Origin of the sequence: Streptomyces anthophorae, assembly GCF_049310305.1 — a bacterium.
GTDB lineage: Bacteria > Actinomycetota > Actinomycetes > Streptomycetales > Streptomycetaceae > Streptomyces.
This window is the reverse complement of sequence record NZ_JBLWQQ010000001.1, coordinates 5,051,189-5,077,216: the sequence shown is the minus strand read 5'-3', so window position 1 is coordinate 5,077,216 and position 26,028 is coordinate 5,051,189. Positions and strand designations below refer to the sequence as shown.

Sequence of the window (26,028 nt, the reverse complement as noted above, 5' to 3'; positions counted from 1 at the left end):
GGGGTGGGCCTGTGCCGGGGTCGGCGCCTGTAGTCATGGGTGCGCTGCACCGGGGGTGGGCCTGTGCCGGGGTGGCGCCCGTCGTCATCGGTGCGCGGCACCCGGGGGGGCTTCTGCCGGGGGCGGCGCCCGTCCCATGGGTGCGCGGCACCGGGGGCCGCCTTGCCCACCCTGCCGCCCAAGGCGGCAGATTGCCCAAGGCGGTGGCGGCTGACCGCAACGGGTGGGGAGGCGGGGTCGGCGGTGGCCCAGCGCGGTGGCGGCCGCTCGTCACGGGTGGGGAGCCGTGCCGGCGGCAGGCTGCCCAAGGCGGGGGCGGCCGTCCCGCAACAGGCGGGGAGCCGGGGTCGGCGGCGGCGGCCCAACGCGGTGGCGGCCGCTCGTCACGGGTGGGGAGCCGTGCCGGCGGCAGGCTGCCCAAGGCGGGGGCGGCCGTCCCGCAACAGGCGGGGAGCCGGGGTCGGCGGCGGCGGCCCAACGCGGTGGCGGCCGCTCGTCACGAGTGGGGAGCCGTGCCGGCGGCAGGCTGCCCAAGGCGGGGGCGGCCGTCCCGCAACAGGCGGGGAGCCGGGGTCGGCGGCGGCGGCCCAACGCGGTGGCGGCCGCTCGTCACGAGTGGGGAGCCGTGCCGGCGGCAGGCTGCCCAAGGCGGGGGCGGCCGTCCCGCAACAGGCGGGGAGCCGGGGTCGGCGGCGGCGGCCCAACGCGGTGGCGGCTGCTCGTCACGAGTGGGGAGCCGTGCCGGCGGCAGGCTGCCCAAGGCGGGGGCGGCCGTCCCGCAACGGGTGGGGAGGCGTTGCTGCGGCAGATTGCCCAAGGCGGGGCGGGCCTTGCCGTCGCGGGTGCGGTGACCCGTGGGGCGACGCACCTGGAGGGGCGATTCAAGCCCCGGTCTGGGACGGGACACGCGGGGTCCGGGGCAACGCCCCGATCTTTTGAGACCCGCTCGCGGGGCCTGAGGCGGAGCCCTGGCGCCGGTTCAGCAATGACAGCCCCGCCGGCGATTGAGGCGCGGGGTCCGGGGCGGAGCCCCGAGGCCGCAACGCCGGTTCCGCCTGCTCAGCCCCGGCAGGGCAGCGCCACGAGGCCGCAACGCCGGTTCCGCCTGCTCGGCCCGGCGGGCAGCGCCACGAGGTCGTAACGGCGGATAGGACCGCTCAGTCCCGGCGGGATCAGCGCTTGCCCTTTTTCTTGGACGGGTTGCCCGTGCGGCGCTTCGTGCGGCGCTCGTACTGCTCGCGAGCCGTCTCGTACTCCTCGCGGCGGAGCTTCTCGCCCGGCGCCTCGACGAGGCACCGCAGGGCGTAGGCGAGCAGGACTCCCACGAAGCCGATCGCCAGGAAACCGCGCAGCGACGCCTGCTTCTCGGGGTCGTGGCGCTCGGTGAAACCGGTGCGGGTGCGGGCGAAGGCGAGCGCGCTGCACACCGCGAACATCACGATGAGCAGCAGGTTCACGAGGGATCCGACGTCGGCGATGGCCAGGCCCTCGTAGGCGAACCGGAGGACGAAGCAGCCGGCGGCCGCCAGGACGAGCGCGCCCACGCCGACCGCGGCCCGGCGCAGGCCGTAGTTGCCGCTGTGGTCGACCCAGGTCGTGCCGAAGAAGCGGATCTCCTCGGGCTGGGGCCCCGGGGCCGGGGAGGTGCTGGGGGTGCCGGTTTCGTCGCTCACGCCATCGATTATCACCGGACCGGGCCGCGCGTCCCGCAGCCCGGTCCGGGCCGCGCGGCTCAGGCGCAGCGCGGCGCCACGTAGCCGTCGCTGCCCGTCTTCACGTAGGTGTCGGAGACGTATTCGCCGACGCCGATGTTGTCCCAGATCCTCGACGTGCCGTACGGGCCGGCGACCGTCTCGCCCGGCTTCTGGCAGAAGATCGGCACCTTCGCGCTCAGCGGCAGCACGCGCACCACGCGGTACTGGGTGCCGGGGCCGCTGCGGACGTTCACGTTGTAGCCCGGCGCCACCGGGTAGTACATCGACGCCGCCGCCGCTTCCACGGACAGAGCGGACTGAGCGGACTGGCCGGACTGATCCGACTGCACGGGCTGCTCCTCTGGTGCCACTTTTCTGGGTCTCCCCCGTCGGGCCGACTCGTTCAACGTTCGTTGAGGGCCCGTTGAAATATGTGTGTTGGAATGTCGAACACGCAGGCTAGCAAGGCCCGTTCATCAGCCACGGGGGGCGTGGACATGCCGTCGTACAACAGCATCGGGAGCGGACCGGAAGCGGAACTTCCGGCGTATGCCGGGCACTACCGGCTGGAGGAGCGCCTCGGCGCGGGCGGCATGGGCGTCGTGCATCTGGCGCGGTCGGCGGCGGGGCTGCCGCTCGCGGTGAAGGTGGTGCACGCCGAGTTCGCGGAGGACCCCGAGTTCAGGGGGCGGTTCCGGCAGGAAGTGGCGGCCGCGCGGCGGGTCAGCGGAGCCTTCACCGCGCCGGTCGTGGACGCCGACCCGGAGGCCGAACTGCCGTGGATGGCAACGCTGTTCATCCCCGGTCCGACCCTCGCCGAGCACGTCAAGCGGAACGGGCCGCTGTGCCCGGCGCAATTGCGGCACCTGACGGCCGGGCTCGCGGAGGCGCTGCGCGACATTCATCGCGCCGGTGTCGTGCACCGGGATCTGAAGCCGAGCAATGTGCTGCTCGCCGAGGACAGCCCGAAGGTCATCGACTTCGGCATCTCGCGGCCGAAGGACAGTGAACTGCGCACCGAGACCGGGAAGTTGATCGGTACGCCGCCGTTCATGGCACCCGAGCAGTTCCGCAGCCCGCGTGAAGTCGGCCCGGCCGCCGATGTGTTCGCGCTCGGCTCGCTGCTCGTGCACGCGGCGACGGGGCGCGGCCCCTTCGACTCGGACAGTCCCTACCTGGTGGCGTACCAGGTGGTGCACGACGAACCGGATGTGTCCGGCGTGCCCGACGACCTCGCGCCGCTCGTCCTCGCCTGTCTGGCCAAGGAGCCGGAGGACCGGCCCACGCCGGACGAGCTGATGGCGGAGCTTCGGCGGATCTCGGCGCGGTACGACACCCAGGCGTTCATCCCGGCGCAGCGCGCGCCGGTCGAGTCGAACGAGCCGGTCAGGTCGGTCGAGCCGGTCAAGTCCGTCGAGTCCGTCGGGCCGGTCGGGCCGGTCGGGCCCGGCACCGGCGGCCCCGTTCAGGAGGCGCCCGGTTCGTCGGCGGCGCGCAGGCGGCCACGCCCCCGCACCCTCCTCACCCTCGCCGGGGCCCTCGCCCTGGGCGGCGCGCTCACGGCGACCCTGCTCACGGGCGGCGACTCCGGCACCGGCACCCGCACCGCCCCGGCGGGCTCCCCCGCCACGTTCCACCCCTGGCGGAGCAAGCTCGGCCCCGGTGCCGCGCCCGCCTGCTCGTACGGGGCCGGGAGCCTGAACTGCGTCGTACCCGGCGCGCTGGCCGTGTCGCTCGATCCGCGGGACGGCTCGGTGCGGTGGAAGCGGAAGGCGTCCGGCGGCACGGGGGACGTCGGCGGGGCGGCGCCCGTGGTGTCGGGCGGCCTGGTGCACGCGCTCACCCCGGACGGGTCCCGGCTCGTCGCGATGGCGGCCGGTACGGGGAAGTCGCGCTGGTCGATGGATGTGTCGCGGTTCCAGGGGCAGGTGCGTCAGGCGGCGGGGCGGGTGCTCCTCGCGGCGCCCGACGGCACGCTGAGCGCGGTCGACAGCGCGACCGGGCGACGGGAGTGGAGCCGTCGCCGGGCCCTGGGACCGCGGTCCACCCTCTCGTACGTCGGTGGTGGCCTGGCCTACGCCACGGCGCCGGCGCCCGACGGGGCGAACACCCAGGTGAGCGCGGTGGATCCGAGGACGGGTGCCGTCCGCTGGCGGCAGCGGTCGCCGGGCACGGCGACGCCGATCGGGGTGTCCGGCGGGGTCGTGTGGTGCACGGAGCGGGACGCGTCGGGCCGGACCGTCGCGCTCGTCGGCCATCGCCTCGCGGACGGGGCGGTGGCGCGTCGCGTACGGCTGGCACTGCCGCTGCCGTCCGCGACGGCGGCGCTGCACGGCGACACCGCGTATCTGCTCGCGGCGGGCGGTGCGCTGGTGGCGCAGGACCTCGCGGACGGCAAGGAGTTGTGGCGGTCGGAGACCTCCGTGAGCCGGGGCTCCGCGCCCGCCGTCGACGCCGCGTCGGACCGCGTGTACGTGACGGCCCCCGACGGGCGGCTGCTCGCCGTGGACCGGCGCACGGGGCGTCCGGTCGGCCAGAGCGGTCCCCGGCCCGCGGGCCGCTCCGACCGGGTGGTGGCGGACATTCCGGCGCCCGTGGTGAGCGGCGGCCGGGTGTACGGGAGCGCGCCGGACGGCACCGTCTCCGGTGCCGCCACGGCGGACGATCCTTAGGGCTTGTCCTAGCCGAGCTGCGACACGTCGCGGACCGCGCCCGTGTCGGCGCTGGTGGCCATCGCGGCGTACGCGCGCAGCGCGGCCGAGACCTTGCGCTCGCGGGACTTGGGGGCGTAGACGCCGCCCAGGGCCTCGCGGCGCGCGGCCAGCTCCTCCTCGCTCACGAGGAGTTCGATGCCCCGGTTCGGGATGTCGATGCGCACGCGGTCGCCGTCCTCGACGAGCGCGATGGTGCCACCGGCGGCGGCCTCGGGCGAGGCGTGGCCGATGGACAGGCCCGACGTGCCGCCGGAGAAGCGGCCGTCCGTGACGAGCGCGCAGGCCTTCCCGAGGCCGCGGCCCTTCAGGTACGAGGTCGGGTAGAGCATCTCCTGCATGCCGGGGCCGCCCTTGGGGCCCTCGTAGCGGATGACGACGACGTCGCCCTCCTTGACCTGCTTCATGAGGATCTTCTGCACGGCCTCCTCCTGCGACTCGCAGACGACGGCCGGGCCCTCGAAGGTCCAGATGGACTCGTCGACACCGGCGGTCTTCACGACGCAGCCGTTCTCGGCGAGGTTGCCCTTGAGGACGGCCAGGCCGCCGTCCTCCGAGTACGCGTGCGCGACGTCACGGATGCAGCCGCCCGCGGCGTCGGTGTCGAGGGTGTCCCAGCGCTCGGACTGCGAGAAGGCCTCGGCGGAGCGCTTGCAGCCGGGGGCCGCGTGCCACAGCTCGCTCGCCTCCTCGGTCGCCGCGCCGCCGCGGATGTCCCAGGCGTCGAGCCATTCCTTGATGGAGGCGGAGTGGACGGTGTGCACGTCCTCGTGGAGCAGCCCGCCGCGGTACAGCTCGCCGAGGATCGCGGGGATGCCGCCGGCGCGGTGCACGTCCTCCATGTAGTACGTGCCGCCGGGCGCCACGTTCGGGGCGACCTTGGACAGGCACGGGACGCGGCGCGAGACGGCGTCCATGTCGGCGAGCGTGTAGTCGAGCTCGGCCTCCTGCGCCGCGGCCAGCAGGTGCAGGATCGTGTTGGTGGAGCCGCCCATGGAGATGTCGAGCGCCATCGCGTTGTCGAAGGCGGCGCGGGTGGCGATGTTGCGCGGCAGCACCGACTCGTCGTCGCCGTCGTAGTAGCGCTTGGCGATCTCGACGACCGTGGCGCCCGCCTTCTCGTACAGCGCCCTGCGGGCGGTGTGGGTGGCGAGCACCGAGCCGTTGCCCGGCAGGGAGAGGCCGATGGCCTCGGTCAGGCAGTTCATCGAGTTGGCGGTGAACATGCCGGAACAGGAGCCGCAGGTCGGGCAGGCGTTCTCCTCGATGCGGAGGATGTCCTCGTCCGAGACGCTCTCGTTCACCGCGTCGCTGATCGCGTTGACCAGGTCGAGCTTGCGGACCGTGCCGTCGACCAGCGTCGCCTTGCCGGCCTCCATGGGGCCGCCGGAGACGAAGACGGTCGGGATGTTGAGCCGCAGGGCGGCGTTCAGCATGCCGGGCGTGATCTTGTCGCAGTTCGAGATGCAGATCAGCGCGTCCGCGCAGTGCGCCTCGACCATGTACTCGACCGAGTCCGCGATCAGGTCGCGGGACGGCAGGGAGTAGAGCATGCCGCCGTGGCCCATCGCGATGCCGTCGTCGACGGCGATCGTGTTGAACTCGCGGGCGATGCCGCCCGCGGCCGTGATGGCCTCGCTGACGATGCGGCCCACGGGCGCCAGGTGCGTGTGGCCCGGCACGAACTCCGTGAAGGAGTTGGCGACCGCGACGATCGGCTTCCGGCCGATGTCCGCACCGGGTACACCGGAGGCGCGCATAAGGGCGCGGGCGCCCGCCATGTTGCGGCCGTGGGTGACTGTGCGGGACCTCAGCTCGGGCATCGTCGCTCGCTCCTTCAGAGGGATATCAAGACTGTCTCCCGAGACTACGCCGCCGCTCCAAGCACTGGACAGGGTGTCCGGATGCCGGGACGGCCGTCTCACGTGCCGCTCGGGGAGCCGGCCTCAGGGGCCGGTCAGGTGCAGCTGCACCACGGGGGCGACCCGCGCGATGATCCGCTCCGGGTCCGCGGAGGCGATGGGCTCCACCCGCATCACGTACCGGATCATCGCGGTGCCCATGAGCTGCGCGGCGGCCAGCGCGACCCGCAGCTCGGCCTCGTCCTTCGGCAGGTCGATCCGCTCGGCGATGCTCGCGAGCAGCCGGGAGGCGACGAGCCGGCGCAGGACACCCGCCGCCACGTCGTTGTTCACGGCGGAGCGCAGGATCGCGAGCAGCGGGACGCGCGTCTCGGGCGACTCCCACACGCCGAAGAAGAACCGGGTCATGCGCTCGCCGACCTCGTCCAGGGGCCCGTCGGCCAGGGCGGCGGGGGCCTTGAGGGCCGGGGCGAGCGCCACCTCGATCGACGCGGCGAACACCTGCTCCTTGGTGCCGAAGTAGTGGTGCACCAGGGCCGAGTCCACCCCGGCGGCCTTGGCGATGCCGCGCACCGAGGCCTTGTCGTAGCCGCGCTCGGCGAACTCCTCGCGGGCCGCGTCAAGGATCCGGGCCCGGGTGTCCCCGGTCTCCGTACGAGCGGGGCGGCCCCTGCGGCGCACCGGTTCGGTCATGAACGCGGCACCCGCGCGGCCGACGCCAGGTGCAGGCGGGCGAAGGCGAGGGCCTCCGCCAGGTCGGCCTCGCGTTCGGCGCTGGACATGGCGCGCCGCGTGTTGACCTCGATGACGACGTGCCCGTCGAAGCCGTTCACCGCGAGGCGGTCCAGGAGTTCGGCGCAGGGCTGCGTGCCGCGGCCCGGCACCAGGTGCTCGTCCTTGCCCGAGCCGCCGCCGTCGGCGAGGTGCACATGGCCGAGCCGGTCTCCCATCCGGTCGATCATCTGCATCGCGTCGGTGCGCGCCGTCGCGGTGTGGCTGAGGTCGACCGTGAAGTGCCGGTAGTCGTCCTTGGTCACGTCCCAGTCGGGGGCGTACGCGAGCATCTCGCGGTCCCGGTAGCGCCACGGGTACATGTTTTCGACGGCGAACCGCACATCCGTCTCGCCTGCCATCCGCCAGATCCCCTGGACGAAGTCCCGCGCGTACTGGCGCTGCCAGCGGAACGGGGGGTGCACGACCACGGTCGAGGCCCCCAGCTTCTCCGCGGCGGCCCGTGCGCGCTGGAGCTTCACCCACGGGTCCGTCGACCACACGCGCTGCGTGATCAGCAGACATGGCGCGTGGACGGCGAGGATCGGGATGCGGTGGTAGTCGGAGAGGCGGCGCAGGGCCTCTATGTCCTGGCTGACGGGATCGGTCCAGACCATGACCTCTACGCCGTCGTAGCCCAGGCGCGCGGCGATCTCGAAGGCCGTCGCCGTCGACTCCGGGTACACGGAGGCCGTGGACAGCGCGACCTTCGCATCCGGGATGCGCACCACTGGTTCTGCCACGGGGACAGGGTACGGCCCCGTCGTTCCGGTGGGGCGCCCACCCGTGGTTGACGCCTCGGGACTCCGCCCCGGACCCCGCTCCTCAATCGCCGGAGGGGCTTGATTCTGTCGGCAAGTGGTCCAAGCGTCGGAGGATGACACCCTCGCGGAGGGCCCAGGGGCAGATTTCCAGGGTTTCGACGCCGAAGAGGTCCATCGCGCCCTCGGCCACCAGCGCCCCGGCGAGCAGTTGCGCGGCCCGGCCCTCGGAGACTCCCGGCAGCTCGGAGCGTTCTTCCACGGTCATCGCGGCGAGCTGCGGCACCCAGTCCTCCAGGGACTTCCGCTTCAACTCCCGCTGGACGTAGAGGCCTTCCGCGGAGCGCGCCGCCCCGGCGAGGCGTGCCAGTTGCTTGAACGTCTTCGACGTCGCCACCACGTGGTCCGGCGCCCCGAACCGCGCGAACTCCCCGACCGTGCGCGCGATCTGCGCCCGCACGTGCCGCCGCAGCGCCTTCACGTCGTCCGCGTCCGGCGGGTCCCCCGGCAGCCAGCCCGCCGTCAGCCGGCCTGCGCCGAGCGGCAGCGACACCGCGGCGTCCGGCTCCTCGTCGATGCCGTACGCGATCTCCAGGGAGCCGCCGCCGATGTCGATCACGAGGAGCCTGCCCGCCGACCAGCCGAACCAGCGCCGGGCCGCCAGGAACGTGAGCCGCGCCTCTTCCTCGCCGCTGAGCACCCGCAGTTCGACGCCCGTGGCCTCCTTGACCCGGGCGAGGACGTCGTCGGCGTTGCTGGCCTCGCGGACCGCCGAGGTCGCGAACGGCAGCAGGTCCTCGACGCCCTTGTCCTCGGCGGCCTCCAGGGCCTCTCTGACCGTTCCGATCAGCTGGTCCACGCCGTCGGGGCCGATCGCCCCGTGGTCGTCGAGGAGTTGGGCGAGCCGCAGCTCCGCCTTGTGCGAATGCGCGGGCAGCGGGCGGGCGCCGGGGTGCGCGTCCACCACGAGCAGATGGACCGTATTCGAACCCACGTCGAGGACACCGAGTCTCATGTAGGGAACGCTACCCATCCCGGCGGCTTGCCCGTCCAGGAAGGTCCTGTTGAAGGCGGCATCGCCTTTACTCTGGAACGGTGCCAAAGACGAAAAAGGCCAAGGCCGACAAGAGCGACAAGAAGACGAAGTCGGCAAAGCAGGAGCTGAAGGAGCCGAAGGGCCGGCAGAAGGACCTCCAGAAGCAATCGAAGCAGCGGGCCAAGGCGGACGAGAAGCCGATCGACTTCCCGCGCGCGTGGGTCGAGTTCCCGGACCCTGCGGACGACGAGCAGATCTTCCGCTGCGATCTGACATGGCTGACCTCTCGTTGGAGCTGCATCTTCGGCAGCGGCTGCCAGGGCATCCAGGCGGGCCGCGCCGACGACGGCTGCTGCACGCTCGGCGCCCACTTCTCCGACGAGGACGACGAGAAGCGCGTCGCGGAGCACGTGGCACGCCTCACGCCGGACATCTGGCAGCACCACGACATCGGCACGGAGACCGGCTGGGTGTCGACGGACGAGGACGGGGAGCGCCAGACCCGCCCGTACCAGGGCTCGTGCATCTTCCAGAACCGGCCGGGCTTCAAGGGCGGCGCGGGCTGCTCGCTGCACATCCTGGCGCTCAAGGAGGGCCGCGAGCCCCTGGAGACGAAGCCGGACGTGTGCTGGCAGCTCCCGGTCCGGCGTACGTACGAGTGGGTCGAGCGGCCCGACGACACCAAGGTGCTCATGGTCTCGATCGGCGAGTACGACCGGCGCGGCTGGGGCCCGGGCGGCCACGACCTGCACTGGTGGTGCACGTCGGCGACCTCGGCGCACGGCGCGGGCGACCCGGTCTACGTCAGTTACGGGCCCGAGCTCACGGAGCTGATGGGCAAGGCCGGCTACGACAAGCTGGTCGAGCTGTGCGAGGAGCGTCTCGCGGCCGCGCCCAAGGGCCTGCCGCTGATCGCCCCGCACCCGGCCGACCCCGCGTAACGCACACATCCGGACGTCCGGGACGGGCGGTCAGGAGGTCCCTGACGGCGAGCCCGACCCGGACCCGCCGGTCCCGGAGGGCGAGGCCGAGTCGGTCGGCGACGCCGAGTCGGTGGGCTCGGGGTCGCTCGGGCTCGGCGACGTCGTCGGCTCCTTCGTCGGCTCGGGCGAGGTGCGCGTCGGCGTGGGCGTCGGCTCGGACGGGGACGTCGGCACGGAGTGGGTCGGCGAGGGCCGCGAGGTGCCACCTCCGCCGCCGGAGCCCGAACGCCCGTAGCCCTCAAGGGAGATGATCGCGCCGGACGGGTCGATCCCGACGTGCGCCGTCCAGTGCCCGCGCGGCTCCCGGTACTCGTCCACGTAGACGTAAACCGTGAGCGATTCACCAGGACGCAGCGTTCCCGATGCCTGGCTCAGGTACAGCCAGGACGCGTCCGTCGAGGCCGTCCAGTCGACGGGGGAGCGGCCCGAGGCGGTGAGCGTGATCGCCGTCGCGTTCCCGCTGGGCTGGGCCTCCACGGTGATGCGGCCGGGGCCGCGGCCCGCGTGCCCGGGCGGCGAAGTGACCTCCACGGAGACGTCCGGCGAGCGGCTGCCCTTGGTGAAGCGGGGGTCGGGGCTCGTCCGCGCGTTCCCCGCGTTCTCGTACGCGCCGCCGGTGCGCTCGCCGTCGAGGCTGTCCGCCGTGCCGTCCTCGCTGGCCGTCACGGAGCGGCCGTCCGCGGCCTCGCCGGTCAGCGGGGCACCCCGATAGGCGGCCCACAGGGCGAGCACCGGGGCGGCGACCACGGTGGCGACCACCGTCGTCGTCACCGCGCGCGAGCGCAGCCGGTCGCGGCGGGCCGCGCGGTCCTTGGGGTCCATCGGGTAGCCGCGCCGGTCGAAGCGCGGGGCGCCGGGGCGCCGGCCGTGCATCGCGAAGTGCAGGGCGGGCCGCGGGGCCTCCACGAGGGGCAGCGCGGCGGGCGTCACCGAGGTCCCGGGCCAGGCGCGGGGCGCGGCGCGCTCGGCGGTGCGGCGGCAGCGCGGACAGTCGTCGACGTGCCGGACCAGCTCGCGGCGCAGGGCGGCCGACAGGAGCACCTGGTTGTCCCCGGTGAGGCGGGCGACGCTGGGGCAGCTGCCGGTCTCGACGACGGCGAGGGCGGCGCGGGTCCGCTCGACCTCGCAGGCCGCGGCCGAGAGCAGCTCACGGGTGGCGGTGGGGTCGGTGCCGAGGACGGCGGCGACCTCACGCGGCGACAGCTGGTGGCGCACGGCCAGCTCCAGGGCCTCGCGCTGCTCCGGGGTCGTGCCCGCGGCTTCCGGCCAGGCGAGCTGGGCCAGCTGCCGCCTGCGCTCCTCCTGAAGGAGGCCGTCCTCGGGGCGGCCGCTGTCCTGCGCGCTCTGCCGCCGCCGATTGGCCTCCGCCAGCCGGCGCAGGCAGGACCAGCGGGCCAGCGCGTAGAGCCAGGCCCTGCGCTCGGCGGGCGAGTCGCCCGCCGGGGCGCGCGAGCCGCGCCGCTCCGCGAGCGCGAGGGCGTCGCCGAGGGCCTCGGTCGCCTGGTCGTGATCGCAGAGCACGGAGAGGCAGTAGGTGAACAGGCCGTCCAGACAGGACTCGTAGCGGGCGGGCGGGCGCTGCGGGGCGGTACGCGGCCCTTGCCGCCTCGCCCCGGTGCGGTGCGCCCGGTGTGCGCCGGTGGTCTGTGTGGGAGTTTCCGGCCTGCTGCTCATCACTGTGCGACCGTAGGCTCACCGCGCGGGGGCTTCCTCCCCCTTGAGCGCATTTAATCCTTACGGGTGAAACGATCCCTCAAAAGAGGACAGGAAGCCGCCATTCCGTGGCCAGCACGGCTACGCGGGGCGACTTCCACGGTGGCGGCACGGGCCCTTCCGCGGGGCGGCACGGGCCGCGGACGCCCGTTGTCAGTCCTGCCCGCTACGGTTCCGTTCATGGCTGCCCGTACGAAATCCAAGGACCGTCCGTCCTACCGCTGCACCGACTGCGGCTGGCAGACGGCCAAGTGGCTGGGCCGCTGCCCCGAGTGCCAGGCCTGGGGGACGATCGACGAGTACGGCGCGCCCGCCGTGCGCACCACCTCACCGGGCCGCGTCACCACCTCCGCGCTGCCCATCGGCGAGGTCGACGGCAAGCAGGCGACGGCCCGGACCACCGGCGTGCCCGAGCTGGACCGGGTGCTCGGCGGCGGCCTGGTGCCCGGCGCCGTGGTGCTGGTCGCGGGCGAGCCCGGCGTCGGCAAGTCCACGCTCCTGCTGGACGTGGCGGCCAAGTCGGCCAGCGAGGAGCACAAGACCCTCTACGTGACGGGCGAGGAGTCGGCCTCCCAGGTCCGCCTGCGCGCCGACCGCATCCACGCGCTCGACGACCACCTGTACCTGGCGGCCGAGACCGATCTGGCCACCGTCCTCGGCCACTTGGACGCGGTGAAGCCGTCGCTGCTCGTCCTGGACTCCGTACAGACGATCGCGTCCGGGGAGATCGAGGGCGCGCCCGGCGGCATGTCCCAGGTCCGCGAGGTGGCCGGGGCGCTCATCCGCGCCTCCAAGGACCGCGGCATGTCCACACTCCTGGTCGGCCACGTCACCAAGGAGGGCACCATCGCGGGCCCGCGCCTCCTGGAGCACCTGGTCGACGTCGTCCTGAACTTCGAGGGCGACCGGCACGCGCGCCTGCGCCTCGTCCGCGGCGTCAAGAACCGCTACGGGACGACGGACGAGGTCGGCTGCTTCGAGCTGCACGACGAGGGCATCACGGGCCTGGCCGACCCCAGCGGCCTGTTCCTGACCCGGCGCGACGAGCCGGTGCCCGGCACCTGCCTGACCGTCACCCTGGAGGGCCGCCGCCCGCTGGTCGCAGAGGTCCAGGCGCTCACCGTCGACTCGCAGATCCCCTCCCCCCGGCGCACCACGTCGGGCCTCGAGACCTCCCGCGTCTCCATGATGCTGGCCGTGCTCGAACAGCGCGGGCGGATCAGCGCGTTGGGCAAGCGGGACATCTACTCCGCGACGGTCGGCGGCGTGAAGCTCTCCGAGCCCGCCGCCGACCTGGCCATCGCGCTGGCCCTGGCCTCCGCGGCGAGCGACACCCCGCTGCCCAAGAACCTCGTGGCGATCGGAGAAGTAGGCCTCGCGGGCGAGGTCAGAAGGGTCACGGGCGTGCAGCGCCGGCTCGCCGAGGCACACCGTCTCGGGTTCACACACGCCCTGGTCCCGGCCGATCCCGGAAAGGTCCCGGCCGGTATGAAGGTCCTGGAAGTCGCCGATATAGGGGATGCTCTGCGGGTGCTGCCGAAGGGCCGTCGCCGAGACACCCCACAGGAGCCGGAGCAGCGCCGGTAGACTTTGCCCTGGTCTCGCCCGCGCGTGCGAACGCGAGGGGCGAAGGCCCCGAGCCCACAGGGCACCCCAGAGTCTGCGATCCGGAGGAGTGCAGTGGCAGCCAATGACCGGGCGGCAACTCCCGGCAAGTCCGGCGGAAGCTCCGGCGCGGACAGCCTGATGCGCGCCGCGCTCAGCGCCGTCGCGCCCGGAACCGCCCTGCGCGACGGTCTGGAGCGCATCCTCCGCGGCAACACCGGAGGCCTCATCGTCCTCGGCTCCGACAAGACGGTCGAGTCGATGTGCACGGGCGGCTTCATCCTCGACGTGGAGTTCGCGGCCACGCGCCTGCGCGAGCTGTGCAAGCTCGACGGCGGCATCGTGGTCTCCTCGAACCTCGACAAGATCCTGCGGGCCGGCGTCCAGTTGGTGCCGGACCCGACGATCCCGACCGAGGAGACCGGCACCAGGCACCGCACGGCGGACCGGGTCAGCAAGCAGGTCGGCTACCCCGTCGTCTCGGTCTCCCAGTCGATGCGCCTGATCGCGCTCTACGTGGACGGCCAGCGCCGGGTCCTGGAGGACTCCGCGGCGATCCTGTCCCGCGCCAACCAGGCCCTTGCGACCCTGGAGCGCTACAAGCTGCGCCTCGACGAGGTGGCGGGCACGCTCTCCGCCCTGGAGATCGAGGACCTGGTCACGGTCCGGGACGTCACGGCGGTCGCGCAGCGCCTGGAAATGGTGCGCCGGATCGCCACGGAGATCGCCGAGTACGTCGTCGAGTTGGGCACGGACGGCCGTCTTCTGGCGCTTCAGCTCGACGAGTTGATCGCGGGCGTCGAGCCGGAGCGCGAACTGGTCGCGCGGGACTACGTGCCCGAGCCCACCGCCAAGCGCTCCCGCACGGTCGCGGAGGCGCTGGTCGAGCTGGACGCGCTCAGCCACGCGGAACTGCTCGAACTGCCGATAGTGGCACGGGCCCTGGGCTACACCGGCTCCCCCGAGGCCCTCGACTCGGCGGTGTCCCCGCGCGGGTTCCGGCTCCTCGCCAAGGTGCCGCGCCTTCCCGGCGCCATCATCGACCGGCTCGTGGAGCACTTCGGCGGCCTTCAGAAGCTGCTCGCCGCGAGCGTCGACGACCTTCAGACAGTCGACGGCGTGGGCGAGGCGCGTGCGCGCAGCGTGCGGGAGGGCCTGTCCCGGCTGGCCGAGTCGTCGATCCTCGAGCGGTACGTGTAGCCACATCAAGCCCCGCCGGCGATTGAGGCGCGGGGTCCGGGGCAGAGCCCCGAGGCCTCGAGCCGGCGGGCGCCGAACCTAGTCCTCCTTGAGGACGAACGACGTCTGCGCCTCCGGCAGTTGCGCCGCCTTCACCTCGACCAGGTACGTACCCGGCGTCGCGGAACCCGCGGGCGGAGTCGCACAGCGCGGCTCGCTCGGACGCAGGTCCCACGTGAAGTCACGCTGCACCGTGCCGCCCGCGGGGGCCCGCAGCACCATGCTGCCCGCCCCGGCCGGGCAGTCCTCGGAGGACCAGAACGGCTTGTCGCCCTCCGCCTTGGTGATCGTGACCACCGCGGTCTTCGGCCCGAGATCGACCTTGCAGGACTTGTCCGCCGTGTTCTTGGCGACGAGTTGGAGCTTCGGCTTGTCCCCGGGCGCGTACGAGTTGTGGACGCTGCGCACCTTCAGGGTCACGCCGCCCGCCGTGCAGTCCGGGAGGCTGGAGCCGGCCGGGACCTGGTCGCCGGAGGACGTGCCCCCGCTGCCGCCACTGCCCCCGCCGTCACCGGAGTCGCCGCCCGCGGCATCGTCCGAACCGCCGGAGCCCGAGCCGGAACCGGAACCGCCGCCGGAGCCCGAACCCGAGCCGCCGGAGCCGCCCGACTCGTCGCGACCGCCGGGGTGTTCGCTGATCGCGGGCCCCGTTCCGGAGGGTCCGGGCGTGATGGACTCCGTCGGACTCTTGCCGCCCGGGCCGTCGGCGCCGTTGTTCCCGCCGCCACCGCCCAAGTTGACGATCCATACGATCAGCAGCGCGAGCAGCGCCACAACGGACAGCAGAACAGCCCTCCGTCGCCAATAGATGGAGGAGGGAAGCGGCCCGATCGGATTGCGCAGAGATCCCACGGCTCAAACCTTACGAGAGATCGGGCCGTTGTCCGGTGCCACCCGCCGCCTCGGACCCCAAGTTTTCCGGATCATCATCACGCGCGGGCCCCCGAACGGGCTCCGGGACCCCTGTCGATCGTCAGGTGCGGGCCGGGACCATCGCTGGATGTGACAGGCCTTGGGTATTGCATACTGTCCGTCACCATGGGAACCATCGACTCCGACCTGTATCGCAGCATCCTCGACTTCGCCCACGACACGCCGTCGTGGGTCCAGCACCTCATGGAGGTGTGGACGGAAGTCGGCCTGCTGCTGTTCGCCGTGCTCTTCGTCGTCGCCTGGTGGCGGGCCCGGGGCAGTGACCCGAAGGCCTTCGCCGTCGCGGTGCTCGCTCCGCTGGCCACCGCCGTGGCGTATGTGATCAGCGAGGTGGTCAAGTCGGGGATCGACGAGGAGCGGCCCTGCCGAGCGGTCTCGGGCGCCCTGCCGTCCCTGATCGACTGCCCGGTCTACGGGGACTGGTCGTTCCCCTCCAACCACGCCACCATCGCCGCCGCCGCGGCCGTCGGCCTCGCGCTCGCCTGGCCGAAGATCGGCTGGCTCACCGTGCCGATGGCGATCCTGATGGCGTTCTCGCGCGTCTTCGTGGGCGTGCACTACCCGCACGACGTCGCGGCGGGCCTGCTGCTCGGCACCCTGGTCGCGTTCCTCGTCGTCCGCCTGCTGACGCGGCCGGGGGCGCGGGTGACCGAGGCGATGCGGGGGTCGGGGAACGGGCTGGTGACGTGGTTCGCCGGGCCGGGGCCCGCCGGGGCCGGGTACGGCTCGGGGTCCGAGGGCCGCTCGCGGCGCGGCTCGCACCGCCGCTGACTCCGCCGCTGACTCCGCCGCACCGGACTCAGGTCAGCAGCCCCGCCTCGTACGCCACGATGGCCGCCTGCACGCGGTTCTTGACCTCCAACCGGTCGAGGACCGCGCTGACGTAGGCCTTCACCGTGCCCTCCACGAGGTGCAGGCGTCCGGCGATCTCCGGGTTCGACAGGCCCGCGCCGACCAGGCCGAGCACCTCGCGCTCGCGCGGGGTGAGCGCCGCGACCCGCTGCCGGGCCGCGGCCTCGCGGGTCAGCCGGCCGCCGCCGAGCCCGTCGATGACGTGCCGGGCCACCTTCGGCGACAGGAACGCGGCGCCGTCCGCGACCGCCCGTACGCCCGCCATCAGTTCGTGCGGGTCGCCGGACTTGAGCAGGAAGCCGGTCGCGCCGCCGCCGAGGGCCCGCGCCACGTAGGCGTCCTCGGAGAACGTGGTCAGCATCGCCACCGCCGTGCCGGGCACCGTCGCCGTGATCTCCTCCGCCGCCGCGAGCCCGTCCAGGCGGGGCATGCGGATGTCGAGGAGCGCCACGTGCGGGCGGTGGGCCTGGGCGAGGCGCACCGCCTCCCGCCCGTCGGCGGCCTCCGCGACGACCTCGAAGTCGCCGCCCGCGGCGAGGATCGCGGCGACGCCGGCCCTGACCATCGCCTCGTCGTCGGCGAGCAGCACCCGGATGCGGCTGCCCGGCTCGCTCAGCGCGCCCATTCGCGCTCCTCTTCCTGTACCTGGTCGGCGGTGCCCGCCCTGGGGATCACCGTCTTGTCGACGAGCGTGTGCGACGCGTCGTCGGCGAAGCAGAGCCTGAAGTGCTCGACCGTCACGAACAGTTCGCCGCTCGCCCGGTAGTAGCGGCAGTCGGCCCGCGCGGGCGGCGGCGTGGGCGCGCGCTCGACCGGCGGATCGCTGATCGTGCGCTCGGGCAGCCGCGGTTCGACGTCGGCGAGGGGTGCGCCGACCCGCAGCTGCGCGTACGCCCGCGGGGCGAGGACGGCGTGCGTCTTCGTGTACGCGTACCAGGTGAACGCCCCGCCGATCAGGACGGTTCCCACGACCGCGGCGGCCCCGAAGGCGAGGCCCACCCGGCGTCTGGCGGTGCGGCGGGCGTGCACGAAACCGGTGTCGGCGGGGTGCGTGCGCGGGGCGCCGGGCGCGGGGAGGCGTGCGCTGACCCGGAAGCCGCCGTCGTGCGGTCCCGCCTCGAAGGCGCCGCCGAGCGCGGTGACGCGGTCCCGCAGGCCGAGCAGTCCGGTGCCGCTGCCGGACGGCGCGGCGGGCGGGTCCGCGGGGCGGGCGTTGGTGACGGTGACGGTCGTGGTGGTGCCGTCCTGCCGCGCCTCCACGGTGACGGGGGCGCCCGGCGCGTACTTGGCGGCGTTCGTCAGGGCTTCCTGGACGACGCGGTGGGCGGCGCGGTCGTCGGCTCCGGGTGCGATCCCGGGGTCACCCAGCAACCGCACCGGGAGACCGGACCCGGCGGCGCGCTCGACGAGTTCCGCGACGGTCTCGCCGGGCGGGGCGAGCGGGGCCTGTTCGTCGTCCGCCTCGCGCAGCAGGCCGATGATGGTGCCCAGCCGGTCGGTGGCGTCGGAGGCGGCGGAGCGGAGTTCGGCGGCGGCCGTGCGGTGCGCCTCGGCGAGGCCGGGGGTGACCTGGAGGGCGCCGGCGCGCAGGGCGATGAGGCTGAGTTCGTGGCCCAGGGAGTCGTGCATGTCCTGCGCGATCCTGGCCCGTTCGCGCAGCCGGGCGCGATCGGCGACGATCAGGTGCTCGCGCTCCAGCTGCTCGGCCCTGGCCCACCCGGCGGCCGTCAGCTCCCCGCTCTGCCGCCAGTACCGCCCGATGAGCCATGGGAAGACCGCGCCGAACAACAGCGTCCCCATGAGCACCAGCCACTCGGCGGCGGGGTCGACCTGCCGGACGCCGATCTTGACGGTGCCCGCGACGGCGACCGCCCCGAAACCGAGCAGCGCGGACCGCACGGCCGGCGACCGCAGCCCCATCAGATACGCGAACGCCGCGAGCGCGCACCCGTACGAGAGGGTGAACAGCGACGAGGCGACGGCGAGCCCCGGCGCGGCCGCGAGCAGAAACGCGGTGGCGGGCAGCCGCCGGTGCAGCGCGGCGGCCGCCCCCAGCGCGACGATCCCGCCCACCTGCTGCCAGGTGCTGTCGGGTTCATGCAGATGCAGCCACTCAACGGCGAACACGGGCACGACGAGCGCACCCCAGAGCACCAGGTCAACCACCAGGTTCCGACGTCGGGCGTTCACCCCGTCGACGGTACAAGCGCCACCCCCGAAACCCCCCCTGCCAATCGTCAGGTCCTGTCCCCCTACGACTGCCCTCGATCCGACTCCGCCCGCTACGGCTTCCCTCTCGCCGACTGCGACCCCTTCGGCTTCCCTCTCGCCGACTCCGACCCCTTCGGCTCTCCCGCGCCGACTCCGGCCCCGCGCTGCCCCGCGACGGCCGCCGGCATCACGCCATGGACGCCTCCGCACCGACGACGGTGAACCGCACCACACCATGGGCGACTCCCCACCGGTGAGGGCCGACGGCATCACGCCTCGGGCGACTCTCCGCCATGGGGCGCCTCCCCACCCCCATCGGTCGACCACACCGCACCTTGGGCCCCCGCCGCCTCCGTCGAAGGGACCGACGAGGCCGCCCTCGCCTTGGGCAATCTGCCGCCTTGGGCGGCAGGGTGGGCAAGGCGGCCCCCGGTGCCGCGCAACCGGAGCCCGAGGCGCCGACCCCGACACTGGCCCGGACCCGGTGCCGCGTATCCGTCACAACGGCCCTCGGCCCGACGCAGCCCCGGACCCCGACGGACCCAAGCCCCCGGAGGGGGCGGGCGGGTGGGAGACGAGCAAGGCCCGGCGCAGCCGAAAGGGCCGGACCGGACGGGCCCCCGCGCCGCCCCGGCGCAGCCGAAGCGCACTACCGGACAAGCCCCGGCGCAGCCGGACCGCACCGCGCTCCCCCGCCCCGCCCCCCGCACATGGCAGGATCGGATGTGCCATGACTGCGCTCACGAAGAACCCCGAGAACGCCGATCTCCACGCACCGGTCATCGACTGGTTCACCGAGCACGCCCGCGACCTCCCCTGGCGCCGCCGCGACGCGGGCCCGTGGGGCGTGATGGTCAGCGAGTTCATGCTCCAGCAGACCCCGGTCAACCGCGTGCTCCCCGTGTACGAGCAGTGGCTCGCCCGCTGGCCCCGCCCCGCCGACCTCGCCGCCGAGGCCCCCGGCGAGGCCGTCCGCGCCTGGGGCCGGCTCGGCTACCCGCGCCGCGCCCTGCGCCTGCACGGCGCCGCCGTCGCCATAACGGAACGCCACGGCGGCGACGTACCGACCGGCCACGCGCAGCTCCTCGCGCTGCCCGGCATCGGCGAGTACACGGCCGCCGCCGTCGCCTCGTTCGCGTACGGCCAGCGGCACGCCGTGCTCGACACGAACGTGCGGCGGGTGTTCGCCCGCGCCGTGGCCGGCGTGCAGTACCCGCCGAACGCGACGACCGCCGCCGAGCGCAAGCTGGCCCGGGAGCTGCTGCCCGAGGAGGAGGACACCGCCGCGAAGTGGGCCGCCGCCTCCATGGAGCTGGGCGCCCTGGTGTGCACCGCCAAGAACGAGGAGTGCCACCGCTGCCCGATCGCGGCGATGTGCTCCTGGCGGCTCGCCGGCAAGCCTGCGCACGAGGGCCCGCCGCGCCGCGGCCAGACGTACGCGGGCACGGACCGCCAGGTGCGCGGCAAGCTGCTCGCCGTGCTGCGGGAGGCCGTCGCCCCGGTGCCCCAGTCCGCGCTCGACCGGGTGTGGGACGAGCCGGTGCAGCGGGCCAGGGCCCTGGACGGTCTGGTCGACGACGGCCTGGTCGAGCCGCTCGCCGACGGCCTCTACCGGCTTCCGCAGGGCTGAGCCGGGCCCGGTTTTAGGCGGACCTTACGTTCGTTACACAACCGACGGACAGTCGTGCGTTGCCCGCTGGCCGGCACGGACAACGCCGTGACAACTCCTCCGTAACTTCTTCCTCGTAACCGCACAGGATCTGTGCGGACCACGGGGATTGCGGGAAGCGGGAGGCAGTTGATCATGGCGCACGCCGGTGAAGTGCTCGGGTTCGAAGAGTACGTGCGGACGCGGCAGGACGCCCTGCTGCGCAGCGCCCGGCGTCTGGTGCCCGACCCGGTCGACGCCCAGGACCTGTTGCAGACCGCGCTCGTGCGCACGTACGGGCGGTGGGACGGCATAGCGGACAAGCGCCTGGCCGACGCGTACCTGCGCCGTGTCATGATCAACACGCGGACCGAGTGGTGGCGCGCCCGCAAGCTGGAGGAAGTGCCCACCGAGCAGCTCCCGGAGTCCTCGGTCGACGACTCGACGGAGCAGCACGCGGACCGCGCCCTGCTGATGGACGTCATGAAGGTGCTCGCTCCGAAGCAGCGCAGCGTCGTGGTGCTGCGACACTGGGAGCAGATGTCCACAGAGGAGACGGCCGCCGCTCTCGGAATGTCGGCCGGAACCGTGAAGAGCACGCTGCACCGGGCACTCGCCCGGCTCCGTGAGGAGCTGGAGAAGCGCGAGCGCGAGGAACTGGCCGGCCGCGCGCTCGACGTGAAGGAGCGGGAGCGTTGCGCGGCCTAGGCATACGTGCCTCGGGGATTCGTACGTCCCTGATGCGGGGGCGTTCCGCCCTGATGCGGGGCCTGAAGGCGGGGAGCGCGGTGATCGCCGGGCTCGCCGCCCTCGGGCTGTTCGCCGGGGTCCTCGCGGCGTGCTCGACCGGTGGCACCGGCCCCCGTGACGAGGGCCCGGCCCGCTCGGACCCGGTCGGGTCGACGGCCGCGGGCAGCGCGAGCCCCTCGGCCTCCGCCTCGCCGAGCGCCCCCAGCTCCGCCGAAGCGGTGCGGATGGTGAAGAAGGACCCGTCGGTCGGCGCGGACATCAAGCGCGACCTGAAGCCGTGCGTCGCGGACGAGTACCCGGTGGACGTGAGCTACGGAACGCTGACCGGAAGCTCCCGGAGCGACGTCGTGGTCAACGTGATGACCTGCGGGGACGCGGTCGGCATCGGCACGTACGTGTATCGCGACGAGGGCGGCGCGTACAAGAATGTGTTCAAGGACGAAGAGCCCCCGGTGTACGCGGAGATCGATCGAGGTGATCTCGTGGTCACCAAGCAGGTGTACGAGAAGGGCGACTCGGTCGCCTCGCCGTCGGGCGAGGAGGTCCTCACGTACCGCTGGGGCGGGCACGGTTTCACCCAGGAAAGCCGCACGCACAACGATTACAGCAACGCGGTGGACGGGGAGAGTCCGGCGCCCTCGGACGACGGCGGCTGAGTGGCACGGTGAAGGCAGACGTGGAGGAGAGATCGGATGGCCGGCATGGGCGGTGAGCGCAAGGGCGAGCCGACGCACGTCCTGTTCGTCGAGGACGACGACGTCATCCGCGAGGCCACCCAGCTCGCCCTGGAGCGCGACGGTTTCGTGGTGACCGCGATGCCGGACGGGCTCGCGGGCCTGGAGGCGTTCCGGTCGAACCGGCCGGACATCGCGCTGCTCGACGTGATGGTGCCGGGACTCGACGGGGTCTCCCTGTGCCGCCGCATCCGGGACGAGTCGACGGTCCCGGTGATCATGCTTTCCGCGCGCGCGGACTCCATCGATGTCGTGCTCGGCCTGGAGGCGGGTGCCGACGACTACGTGACGAAGCCGTTCGACGGGGCGGTGCTCGTGGCCCGGATCCGCGCCGTGCTGCGCCGTTTCGGGCACGCGGGCGGGCCCGCGGCCGGTTCCGGCGCGGCCGAGGAGAGCCCCGCCCCCGACCACGGCGCGCTGCGCTTCGGCGACCTGGAGATCGACACGGACGGCATGGAGGTCAGGAAGGCCGGACAGCCGGTGGCCCTGACGCCCACCGAGATGCGCCTGCTGCTCGAGTTCTCCTCCGCGCCCGGCTCGGTGCTGTCCCGCGACAAGCTCCTGGAGCGGGTCTGGGACTACGGCTGGGGCGGCGACACCCGCGTCGTCGACGTCCATGTGCAGCGACTGCGTACGAAGATCGGCCAGGACCGGATCGAGACGGTCCGCGGCTTCGGCTACAAGCTCAAGGCCTGACCGGGCTGATGGGACAGCGCATATGAGAAGGGGGACCACCAGGTCCACGGAGACCACAAGGTCCACGGGGACCACAGGGACCACGGGAGCCACGGGGACCGCTCCCGCGACGGCCGTACCGGCGCCTCGCGCCACGGGCGCCGCCGGGAAGCCTGCCGCAGCGGTGCGGCCCGCCCGCTCCTGGATCCCGTACGGCCTGCGGACCGGCGTGCGCTGGAAGATCAGCGTCGCCATCGCCTTCGTGGGCGCGCTCGTCGCGGTGGCGCTCAGCCTCGTCGTGCACAACGCGGCCCGCGTCTCGATGCTGGACAACGCGCGGGACGTGCAGGACGAGCGGATCCAGTTCGTGCAGCGGCAGTACGAGGCGCGCGGCGGCAATCTGCCCGTCGGCTTCAAGGTCGACGACCCGGAGCTCCCGCACGATCTGCGGCTGAAGGCCCGCGAGGGCCGCCGTGTCACCTATGTGTCGGAGTCGGCGAGCGGCGTGCCCGACATCTGGGCCGCGGTCCCGCTGAGCAACGGCGGGATCCTCTCGGTGCACACCCGGTTCGCCGACCGCAGCGCCACCGTGATGAAGGACCTCGACAAGGCGCTGCTCATCGGCTCGATCTCCGTCGTGCTCGGCGGCAGCGCGCTCGGCGTCCTCGTCGGCGGCCAGCTCTCCCGCCGGCTGCGCAAGGCGGCGAGCGCGGCCCGCGATGTCGCGGCCGGCCAGAGCGAGGTCCGTGTCCGCAGCGCCATCGGGGGTGTCGTCCGCGACGAGACGGACGATCTCGCGCTCGCCGTGGACGCGATGGCCGACGCCCTGAAGCAGCGTCTGGAGGCCGAGCGCCGGGTCACCGCCGACATCGCGCACGAGCTGCGCACGCCGGTCACCGGGCTGCTCACCGCCGCCGAGCTGCTGCCGCCCGGTCGGCCCAGCGAGCTCGTCAAGGACCGCGCGCAGGCGATGCGCACGCTCGTCGAGGACGTACTTGAAGTGGCCCGGCTCGACAGCGCCGCCGAGCGGGCCGAGTTGCAGGACATCATGCTCGGCGAGTTCGTGGAGCGCCGGATCGCGGCCCGCGCGGGCGACGGCGTCACGGTCCGGGTGATCCACGAGTCCGAGGTGACGACGGATCCGCGCCGCCTGGAGCGCATCCTCCTCAACCTGCTGGCCAACGCCTCCAAGCACGCCCGCCCGCCCATCGAGGTCAGCGTCGAGGGCCGGGTCCTGCGGGTGCGCGACCACGGCCCCGGCTTCCCGGAGGAACTCCTGGAGGAGGGGCCGAGCCGCTTCCGCACCGGCGCCGCCGACCGCGCGGGCCACGGCCACGGCCTGGGTCTGACGATCGCGGCGGGCCAGGCCCGGGTGCTCGGCGCCCGCCTCACGTTCCGCAACATCCGCCCCCAGGGAGCGGACCACGACGCCCCCTCCGAGGGCGCCGTGGCGGTGCTGTGGCTTCCGGAGCACGCTCCGACGAACACGGGCAGCTTCCCGATGGTGAAGCTGCCCGACTAGTGCCCACCCAGTGCTCGACTGGTGCCCGACTAGGCGGCGGGCACCTCGTCCGCGGGCTCCTGGTCCTTCGGCCCCGCCCCCCGCAGCATGACCTCCTTGACGAAGACCGCCGCGAGCAGCGCGCCGAGCGCGACGATCGAGCCGAGCAGGAACGCCGAGTGCGTGCCGGAGGAGACCGCGAACTGGTAGGCGTCTCGCGCCTGCTCCGGCAGCTTCGCCAGGCTGGCCGCGTCGAGCTGCGCCGACTGCTCGGTGATCTTCCCGCCGAGGGCCCCGGCCCGCTCCGCCATGACGTCCTGCACCCGGTTGTTGAACAGCGCGCCCATGATGGCGACGCCGAACGAGGACCCGAGCGTACGGAACAGGGTCGTGGACGAGGATGCGACGCCCATGTCCTTCATCTCTACGCTGTTCTGCGCGACCAGCATCGTGATCTGCATCAGGCAGCCCATCCCGGCGCCCAGCACGGCCATGTAGAGCCCGGACGTGAACCGGGACGTCCCGGTGTCCATCTGCGCGAGCAAGAACAGGCCTACGATCATCAGGACGCTGCCCACCACGGGGAACACCTTGTACTTGCCGGTGTTGGTGGTGACCCGGCCCGCGATCAGCGAGACGACCATCATCGCGAGCAGCATCGGAAGCAGCAGCAGACCGGAGTTGGTCGCGGACGCGCCCTGCACGGACTGCTGGTACAGCGGCAGGAAGAGCACCGCGCCGAACATCACGAAGCCGGTGATGAAGCCGATCACGGACATCAGCGTGAAGTTCCGGTTGCGGAAGATGTGCAGCGGCACGATCGGCTCGGCGGCCTTGGTCTGCCAGAACACGAACCCGACGAGCGCGGCGACGCCGATCCCGATCAGCTCCATGATCACGGCGGAGTCCCAGGCGTACTCGGTCCCGCCCCAGGTCGTCACGAGGACGATCGAGGTGATGCCGACGGTGAGCAGCGCGGCGCCGAAGTAGTCGATGGAGTGCGCGGCCCGCTTCTTCGGCAGGTGCAGCACCGCGGTGATCGCCACGAGGGCGACGATGCCGAGCGGCACGTTGATGTAGAAGGCCCAGCGCCAGCCGAGGTGGTCGGTGAGGGTGCCGCCGACGAGCGGCCCGCCGATCATGGCGAGCGCCATCACGCCGGCCATCATGCCCTGGTACTTGCCGCGCTCACGGGGCGGGATCAGGTCGCCGATGATGGCCATGACCCCGACCATCAGTCCGCCGGCGCCGAGCCCCTGCACGGCCCTGAAGCCGATCAGCTGGCCCATGTCCTGGGCCATTCCGCTGAGTACGGAGCCGAGCAGGAAGATCACGATGGAGGTCAGGAAGGCGCCCTTCCTGCCGTACATGTCGCCGATCTTCCCCCAGATCGGCGTGGAGGCGGCGGTCGCGAGCGTGTACGCGGTGACCACCCACGACAGGTGCTCCAGGCCGCCGAGCTCGCCGACGATGGTGGGCATCGCGGTGCCCACGATCATGTTGTCGAGCATGGCCAGCAACATGGCGAGCATCAGCGCGAGCAGCACCACCCGCACGCTGCGCGGTTGCTTCACCGGCTCCTGATCCGCTTTCGCGGGCTGCACCGCCGTCTGCGTCATGGTCCCCACTCCCCCTGCCTCACCCGGACTTACTTGTCGCCCGGCTAGTTCCCTACAATGAGGAAAGTAGAGCGCCAACTAGCCGGGCGTCAAGTAAGTTTTTCTCCAAGGGCACGAAGGGCAGCAGCCGATGGTCACGGGCAGCAGCAAGCCGCAGCAGCGCCGCGGGGACACCCGCCAGCGCATTCAGGACGTGACCTTGGAACTCATCGCGGAGCAGGGGTACGAGAAGACCTCACTGCGGGAGATCTCCGAGCGCCTCGGCGTGACGAAGGCCGCGCTCTACTACCACTTCAAGACCAAGGAAGACATCGTCGTCAGCCTCTTCACCGATCTGATGAGGCCGATCGACGACGTGATCACCTGGGCCGCCGAGCAGCCGCCGACGCTCGAGGCCAAGCTCGAGATCCTCGCCCACTACTCGAACGCACTGGCCCACGCCGCCCCGCTCTTCCGCTTCATGCAGGAGAACCAGGCGACGATGCGCGAGCTGAGCATCGGCGAGAACTTCAAGGAGCGGATGACGTCCCTGCTCGACCACCTGCTCCCCGAGGACGTCACGCTGACCGACCGGGTCCGCTGCCTCAGCGCGCTGGTCTCGATGCACGCCGGGATGTTCATCCTCAAAGACGTCGAAGGCGACCCCGAGGAGAAGCGCAAGGCCATCCTCGAGGTCGCCTCCGACCTGGTCACGCGGGCCCATCACGGCTGACGGGCCACCGGCGCGGGC

22 protein-coding genes are annotated in these 26,028 nt (G+C 72.9%); 11 read left to right on the top strand and 11 right to left on the bottom strand.

The annotated features are described in order from the left end of the window. Nucleotides 1-1,172: 1,172 nt before the first annotated feature. Nucleotides 1,173-1,673, bottom strand: coding sequence for an EamA/RhaT family transporter (locus ACNYS0_RS23150; protein ID WP_422476399.1), 501 nt, complete (start codon nucleotides 1,671-1,673; stop codon nucleotides 1,173-1,175). A 59-nt stretch (nucleotides 1,674-1,732) separates the two neighbouring features. After that, entirely contained in the window at nucleotides 1,733-1,978 is a 246-nt protein-coding gene (locus ACNYS0_RS23145) for a peptidase (protein ID WP_422482758.1), read from the bottom strand. A gap of 213 nt (nucleotides 1,979-2,191) precedes the next feature. On the opposite strand from ACNYS0_RS23145, the gene ACNYS0_RS23140 reads away from it, so the two are divergent. Beyond that, nucleotides 2,192-4,366, top strand: a complete 2,175-nt coding sequence (locus tag ACNYS0_RS23140) for a protein kinase domain-containing protein (RefSeq protein ID WP_422476398.1) — start codon at nucleotides 2,192-2,194, stop codon at nucleotides 4,364-4,366. A gap of 8 nt (nucleotides 4,367-4,374) precedes the next feature. Here the strand turns inward: ACNYS0_RS23140 and ilvD are convergent, their stop codons facing one another. The 4 genes from ilvD to ACNYS0_RS23120 all read right to left on the bottom strand — a co-directional run bounded on the left by ilvD (nucleotide 4,375) and on the right by ACNYS0_RS23120 (nucleotide 8,814). Beyond that, nucleotides 4,375-6,228, bottom strand: coding sequence for a dihydroxy-acid dehydratase (gene ilvD, locus ACNYS0_RS23135; protein WP_422476397.1), 1,854 nt, complete (start codon nucleotides 6,226-6,228; stop codon nucleotides 4,375-4,377). Between the two features lie 123 nt (nucleotides 6,229-6,351). Then, complete coding sequence (locus tag ACNYS0_RS23130; RefSeq protein WP_422476396.1) at nucleotides 6,352-6,960, bottom strand: TetR/AcrR family transcriptional regulator; 609 nt, start codon at nucleotides 6,958-6,960, stop codon at nucleotides 6,352-6,354. Then, entirely contained in the window at nucleotides 6,957-7,781 is an 825-nt protein-coding gene (locus ACNYS0_RS23125) for a sugar phosphate isomerase/epimerase family protein (protein WP_266711285.1), read from the bottom strand. Before ACNYS0_RS23125 ends, ACNYS0_RS23130 begins: the two co-directional genes overlap by 4 nt. Before the next feature lie 82 nt (nucleotides 7,782-7,863). Then, nucleotides 7,864-8,814, bottom strand: a complete 951-nt coding sequence (locus tag ACNYS0_RS23120; RefSeq protein WP_422476395.1) for a Ppx/GppA family phosphatase — start codon at nucleotides 8,812-8,814, stop codon at nucleotides 7,864-7,866. A gap of 146 nt (nucleotides 8,815-8,960) precedes the next feature. On the opposite strand from ACNYS0_RS23120, the gene ACNYS0_RS23115 reads away from it, so the two are divergent. Next, entirely contained in the window at nucleotides 8,961-9,776 is an 816-nt protein-coding gene (locus tag ACNYS0_RS23115; protein ID WP_422482757.1) for a DUF3109 family protein, read from the top strand. 30 nt (nucleotides 9,777-9,806) lie between these two features. On the opposite strand, the gene ACNYS0_RS23110 is transcribed toward ACNYS0_RS23115, so the two are convergent. After that, nucleotides 9,807-11,495 (bottom strand): BACON domain-containing protein, encoded by a 1,689-nt coding sequence (locus ACNYS0_RS23110; RefSeq protein WP_422476394.1) that lies wholly within the window; start codon nucleotides 11,493-11,495, stop codon nucleotides 9,807-9,809. Between the two features lie 216 nt (nucleotides 11,496-11,711). On the opposite strand from ACNYS0_RS23110, the gene radA reads away from it, so the two are divergent. Both radA and disA read left to right on the top strand, forming a co-directional pair. After that, nucleotides 11,712-13,118 (top strand): DNA repair protein RadA, encoded by a 1,407-nt coding sequence (gene radA, locus ACNYS0_RS23105; RefSeq protein ID WP_422476393.1) that lies wholly within the window; start codon nucleotides 11,712-11,714, stop codon nucleotides 13,116-13,118. A 93-nt stretch (nucleotides 13,119-13,211) separates the two neighbouring features. After that, nucleotides 13,212-14,336 carry a DNA integrity scanning diadenylate cyclase DisA gene (disA, locus tag ACNYS0_RS23100; protein ID WP_385762899.1) on the top strand — a complete coding sequence of 375 codons (1,125 nt, stop codon included), beginning with the start codon at nucleotides 13,212-13,214 and terminating at the stop codon, nucleotides 14,334-14,336. Between the two features lie 78 nt (nucleotides 14,337-14,414). Here the strand turns inward: disA and ACNYS0_RS23095 are convergent, their stop codons facing one another. Next, a complete protein-coding gene (locus ACNYS0_RS23095; RefSeq protein ID WP_422476392.1) occupies nucleotides 14,415-15,227 on the bottom strand; it encodes a hypothetical protein in 813 nt (270 codons plus the stop codon). Between the two features lie 186 nt (nucleotides 15,228-15,413). Here ACNYS0_RS23095 and ACNYS0_RS23090 point away from each other — a divergent pair, with 186 nt between their 5' ends. Beyond that, the gene (locus tag ACNYS0_RS23090; RefSeq protein WP_422476391.1) at nucleotides 15,414-16,079 is read left to right on the top strand and encodes a phosphatase PAP2 family protein; all 666 of its coding nucleotides are present in this window, start codon (nucleotides 15,414-15,416) and stop codon (nucleotides 16,077-16,079) included. A 28-nt stretch (nucleotides 16,080-16,107) separates the two neighbouring features. On the opposite strand, the gene ACNYS0_RS23085 is transcribed toward ACNYS0_RS23090, so the two are convergent. Next, nucleotides 16,108-16,785, bottom strand: coding sequence for a response regulator transcription factor (locus ACNYS0_RS23085; protein ID WP_422408017.1), 678 nt, complete (start codon nucleotides 16,783-16,785; stop codon nucleotides 16,108-16,110). Next, entirely contained in the window at nucleotides 16,773-18,350 is a 1,578-nt protein-coding gene (locus ACNYS0_RS23080) for a sensor histidine kinase (protein WP_422476390.1), read from the bottom strand. The genes ACNYS0_RS23085 and ACNYS0_RS23080 overlap by 13 nt, the downstream gene beginning before the upstream one ends. 751 nt (nucleotides 18,351-19,101) lie before the next feature. On the opposite strand from ACNYS0_RS23080, the gene ACNYS0_RS23075 reads away from it, so the two are divergent. From ACNYS0_RS23075 to cseC, 5 genes are all read left to right on the top strand, one after another. Further along, complete coding sequence (locus ACNYS0_RS23075) at nucleotides 19,102-20,001, top strand: HhH-GPD family protein (RefSeq protein ID WP_422476389.1); 900 nt, start codon at nucleotides 19,102-19,104, stop codon at nucleotides 19,999-20,001. 174 nt (nucleotides 20,002-20,175) lie between these two features. Next, nucleotides 20,176-20,727, top strand: a complete 552-nt coding sequence (locus ACNYS0_RS23070; RefSeq protein ID WP_389282424.1) for a SigE family RNA polymerase sigma factor — start codon at nucleotides 20,176-20,178, stop codon at nucleotides 20,725-20,727. A gap of 32 nt (nucleotides 20,728-20,759) precedes the next feature. Further along, nucleotides 20,760-21,425, top strand: a complete 666-nt coding sequence (locus ACNYS0_RS23065; protein ID WP_422476388.1) for a hypothetical protein — start codon at nucleotides 20,760-20,762, stop codon at nucleotides 21,423-21,425. 45 nt (nucleotides 21,426-21,470) lie between these two features. Then, nucleotides 21,471-22,199: a two-component system response regulator CseB gene (gene cseB / locus ACNYS0_RS23060; RefSeq protein ID WP_422482756.1), complete on the top strand. Its 729-nt coding sequence runs from the start codon at nucleotides 21,471-21,473 to the stop codon at nucleotides 22,197-22,199. Between the two features lie 163 nt (nucleotides 22,200-22,362). Further along, nucleotides 22,363-23,700 carry a two-component system sensor histidine kinase CseC gene (gene cseC, locus ACNYS0_RS23055; RefSeq protein ID WP_422476387.1) on the top strand — a complete coding sequence of 446 codons (1,338 nt, stop codon included), beginning with the start codon at nucleotides 22,363-22,365 and terminating at the stop codon, nucleotides 23,698-23,700. Nucleotides 23,701-23,729: 29 nt separating this feature from the next. On the opposite strand, the gene ACNYS0_RS23050 is transcribed toward cseC, so the two are convergent. Further along, the gene (locus tag ACNYS0_RS23050; protein WP_422476386.1) at nucleotides 23,730-25,298 is read right to left on the bottom strand and encodes an MDR family MFS transporter; all 1,569 of its coding nucleotides are present in this window, start codon (nucleotides 25,296-25,298) and stop codon (nucleotides 23,730-23,732) included. A gap of 130 nt (nucleotides 25,299-25,428) precedes the next feature. Between ACNYS0_RS23050 and ACNYS0_RS23045 the strand changes: the two genes are divergently transcribed. Next, nucleotides 25,429-26,010, top strand: a complete 582-nt coding sequence (locus ACNYS0_RS23045; RefSeq protein WP_422476385.1) for a TetR/AcrR family transcriptional regulator — start codon at nucleotides 25,429-25,431, stop codon at nucleotides 26,008-26,010. Nucleotides 26,011-26,028: the final 18 nt, after the last annotated feature.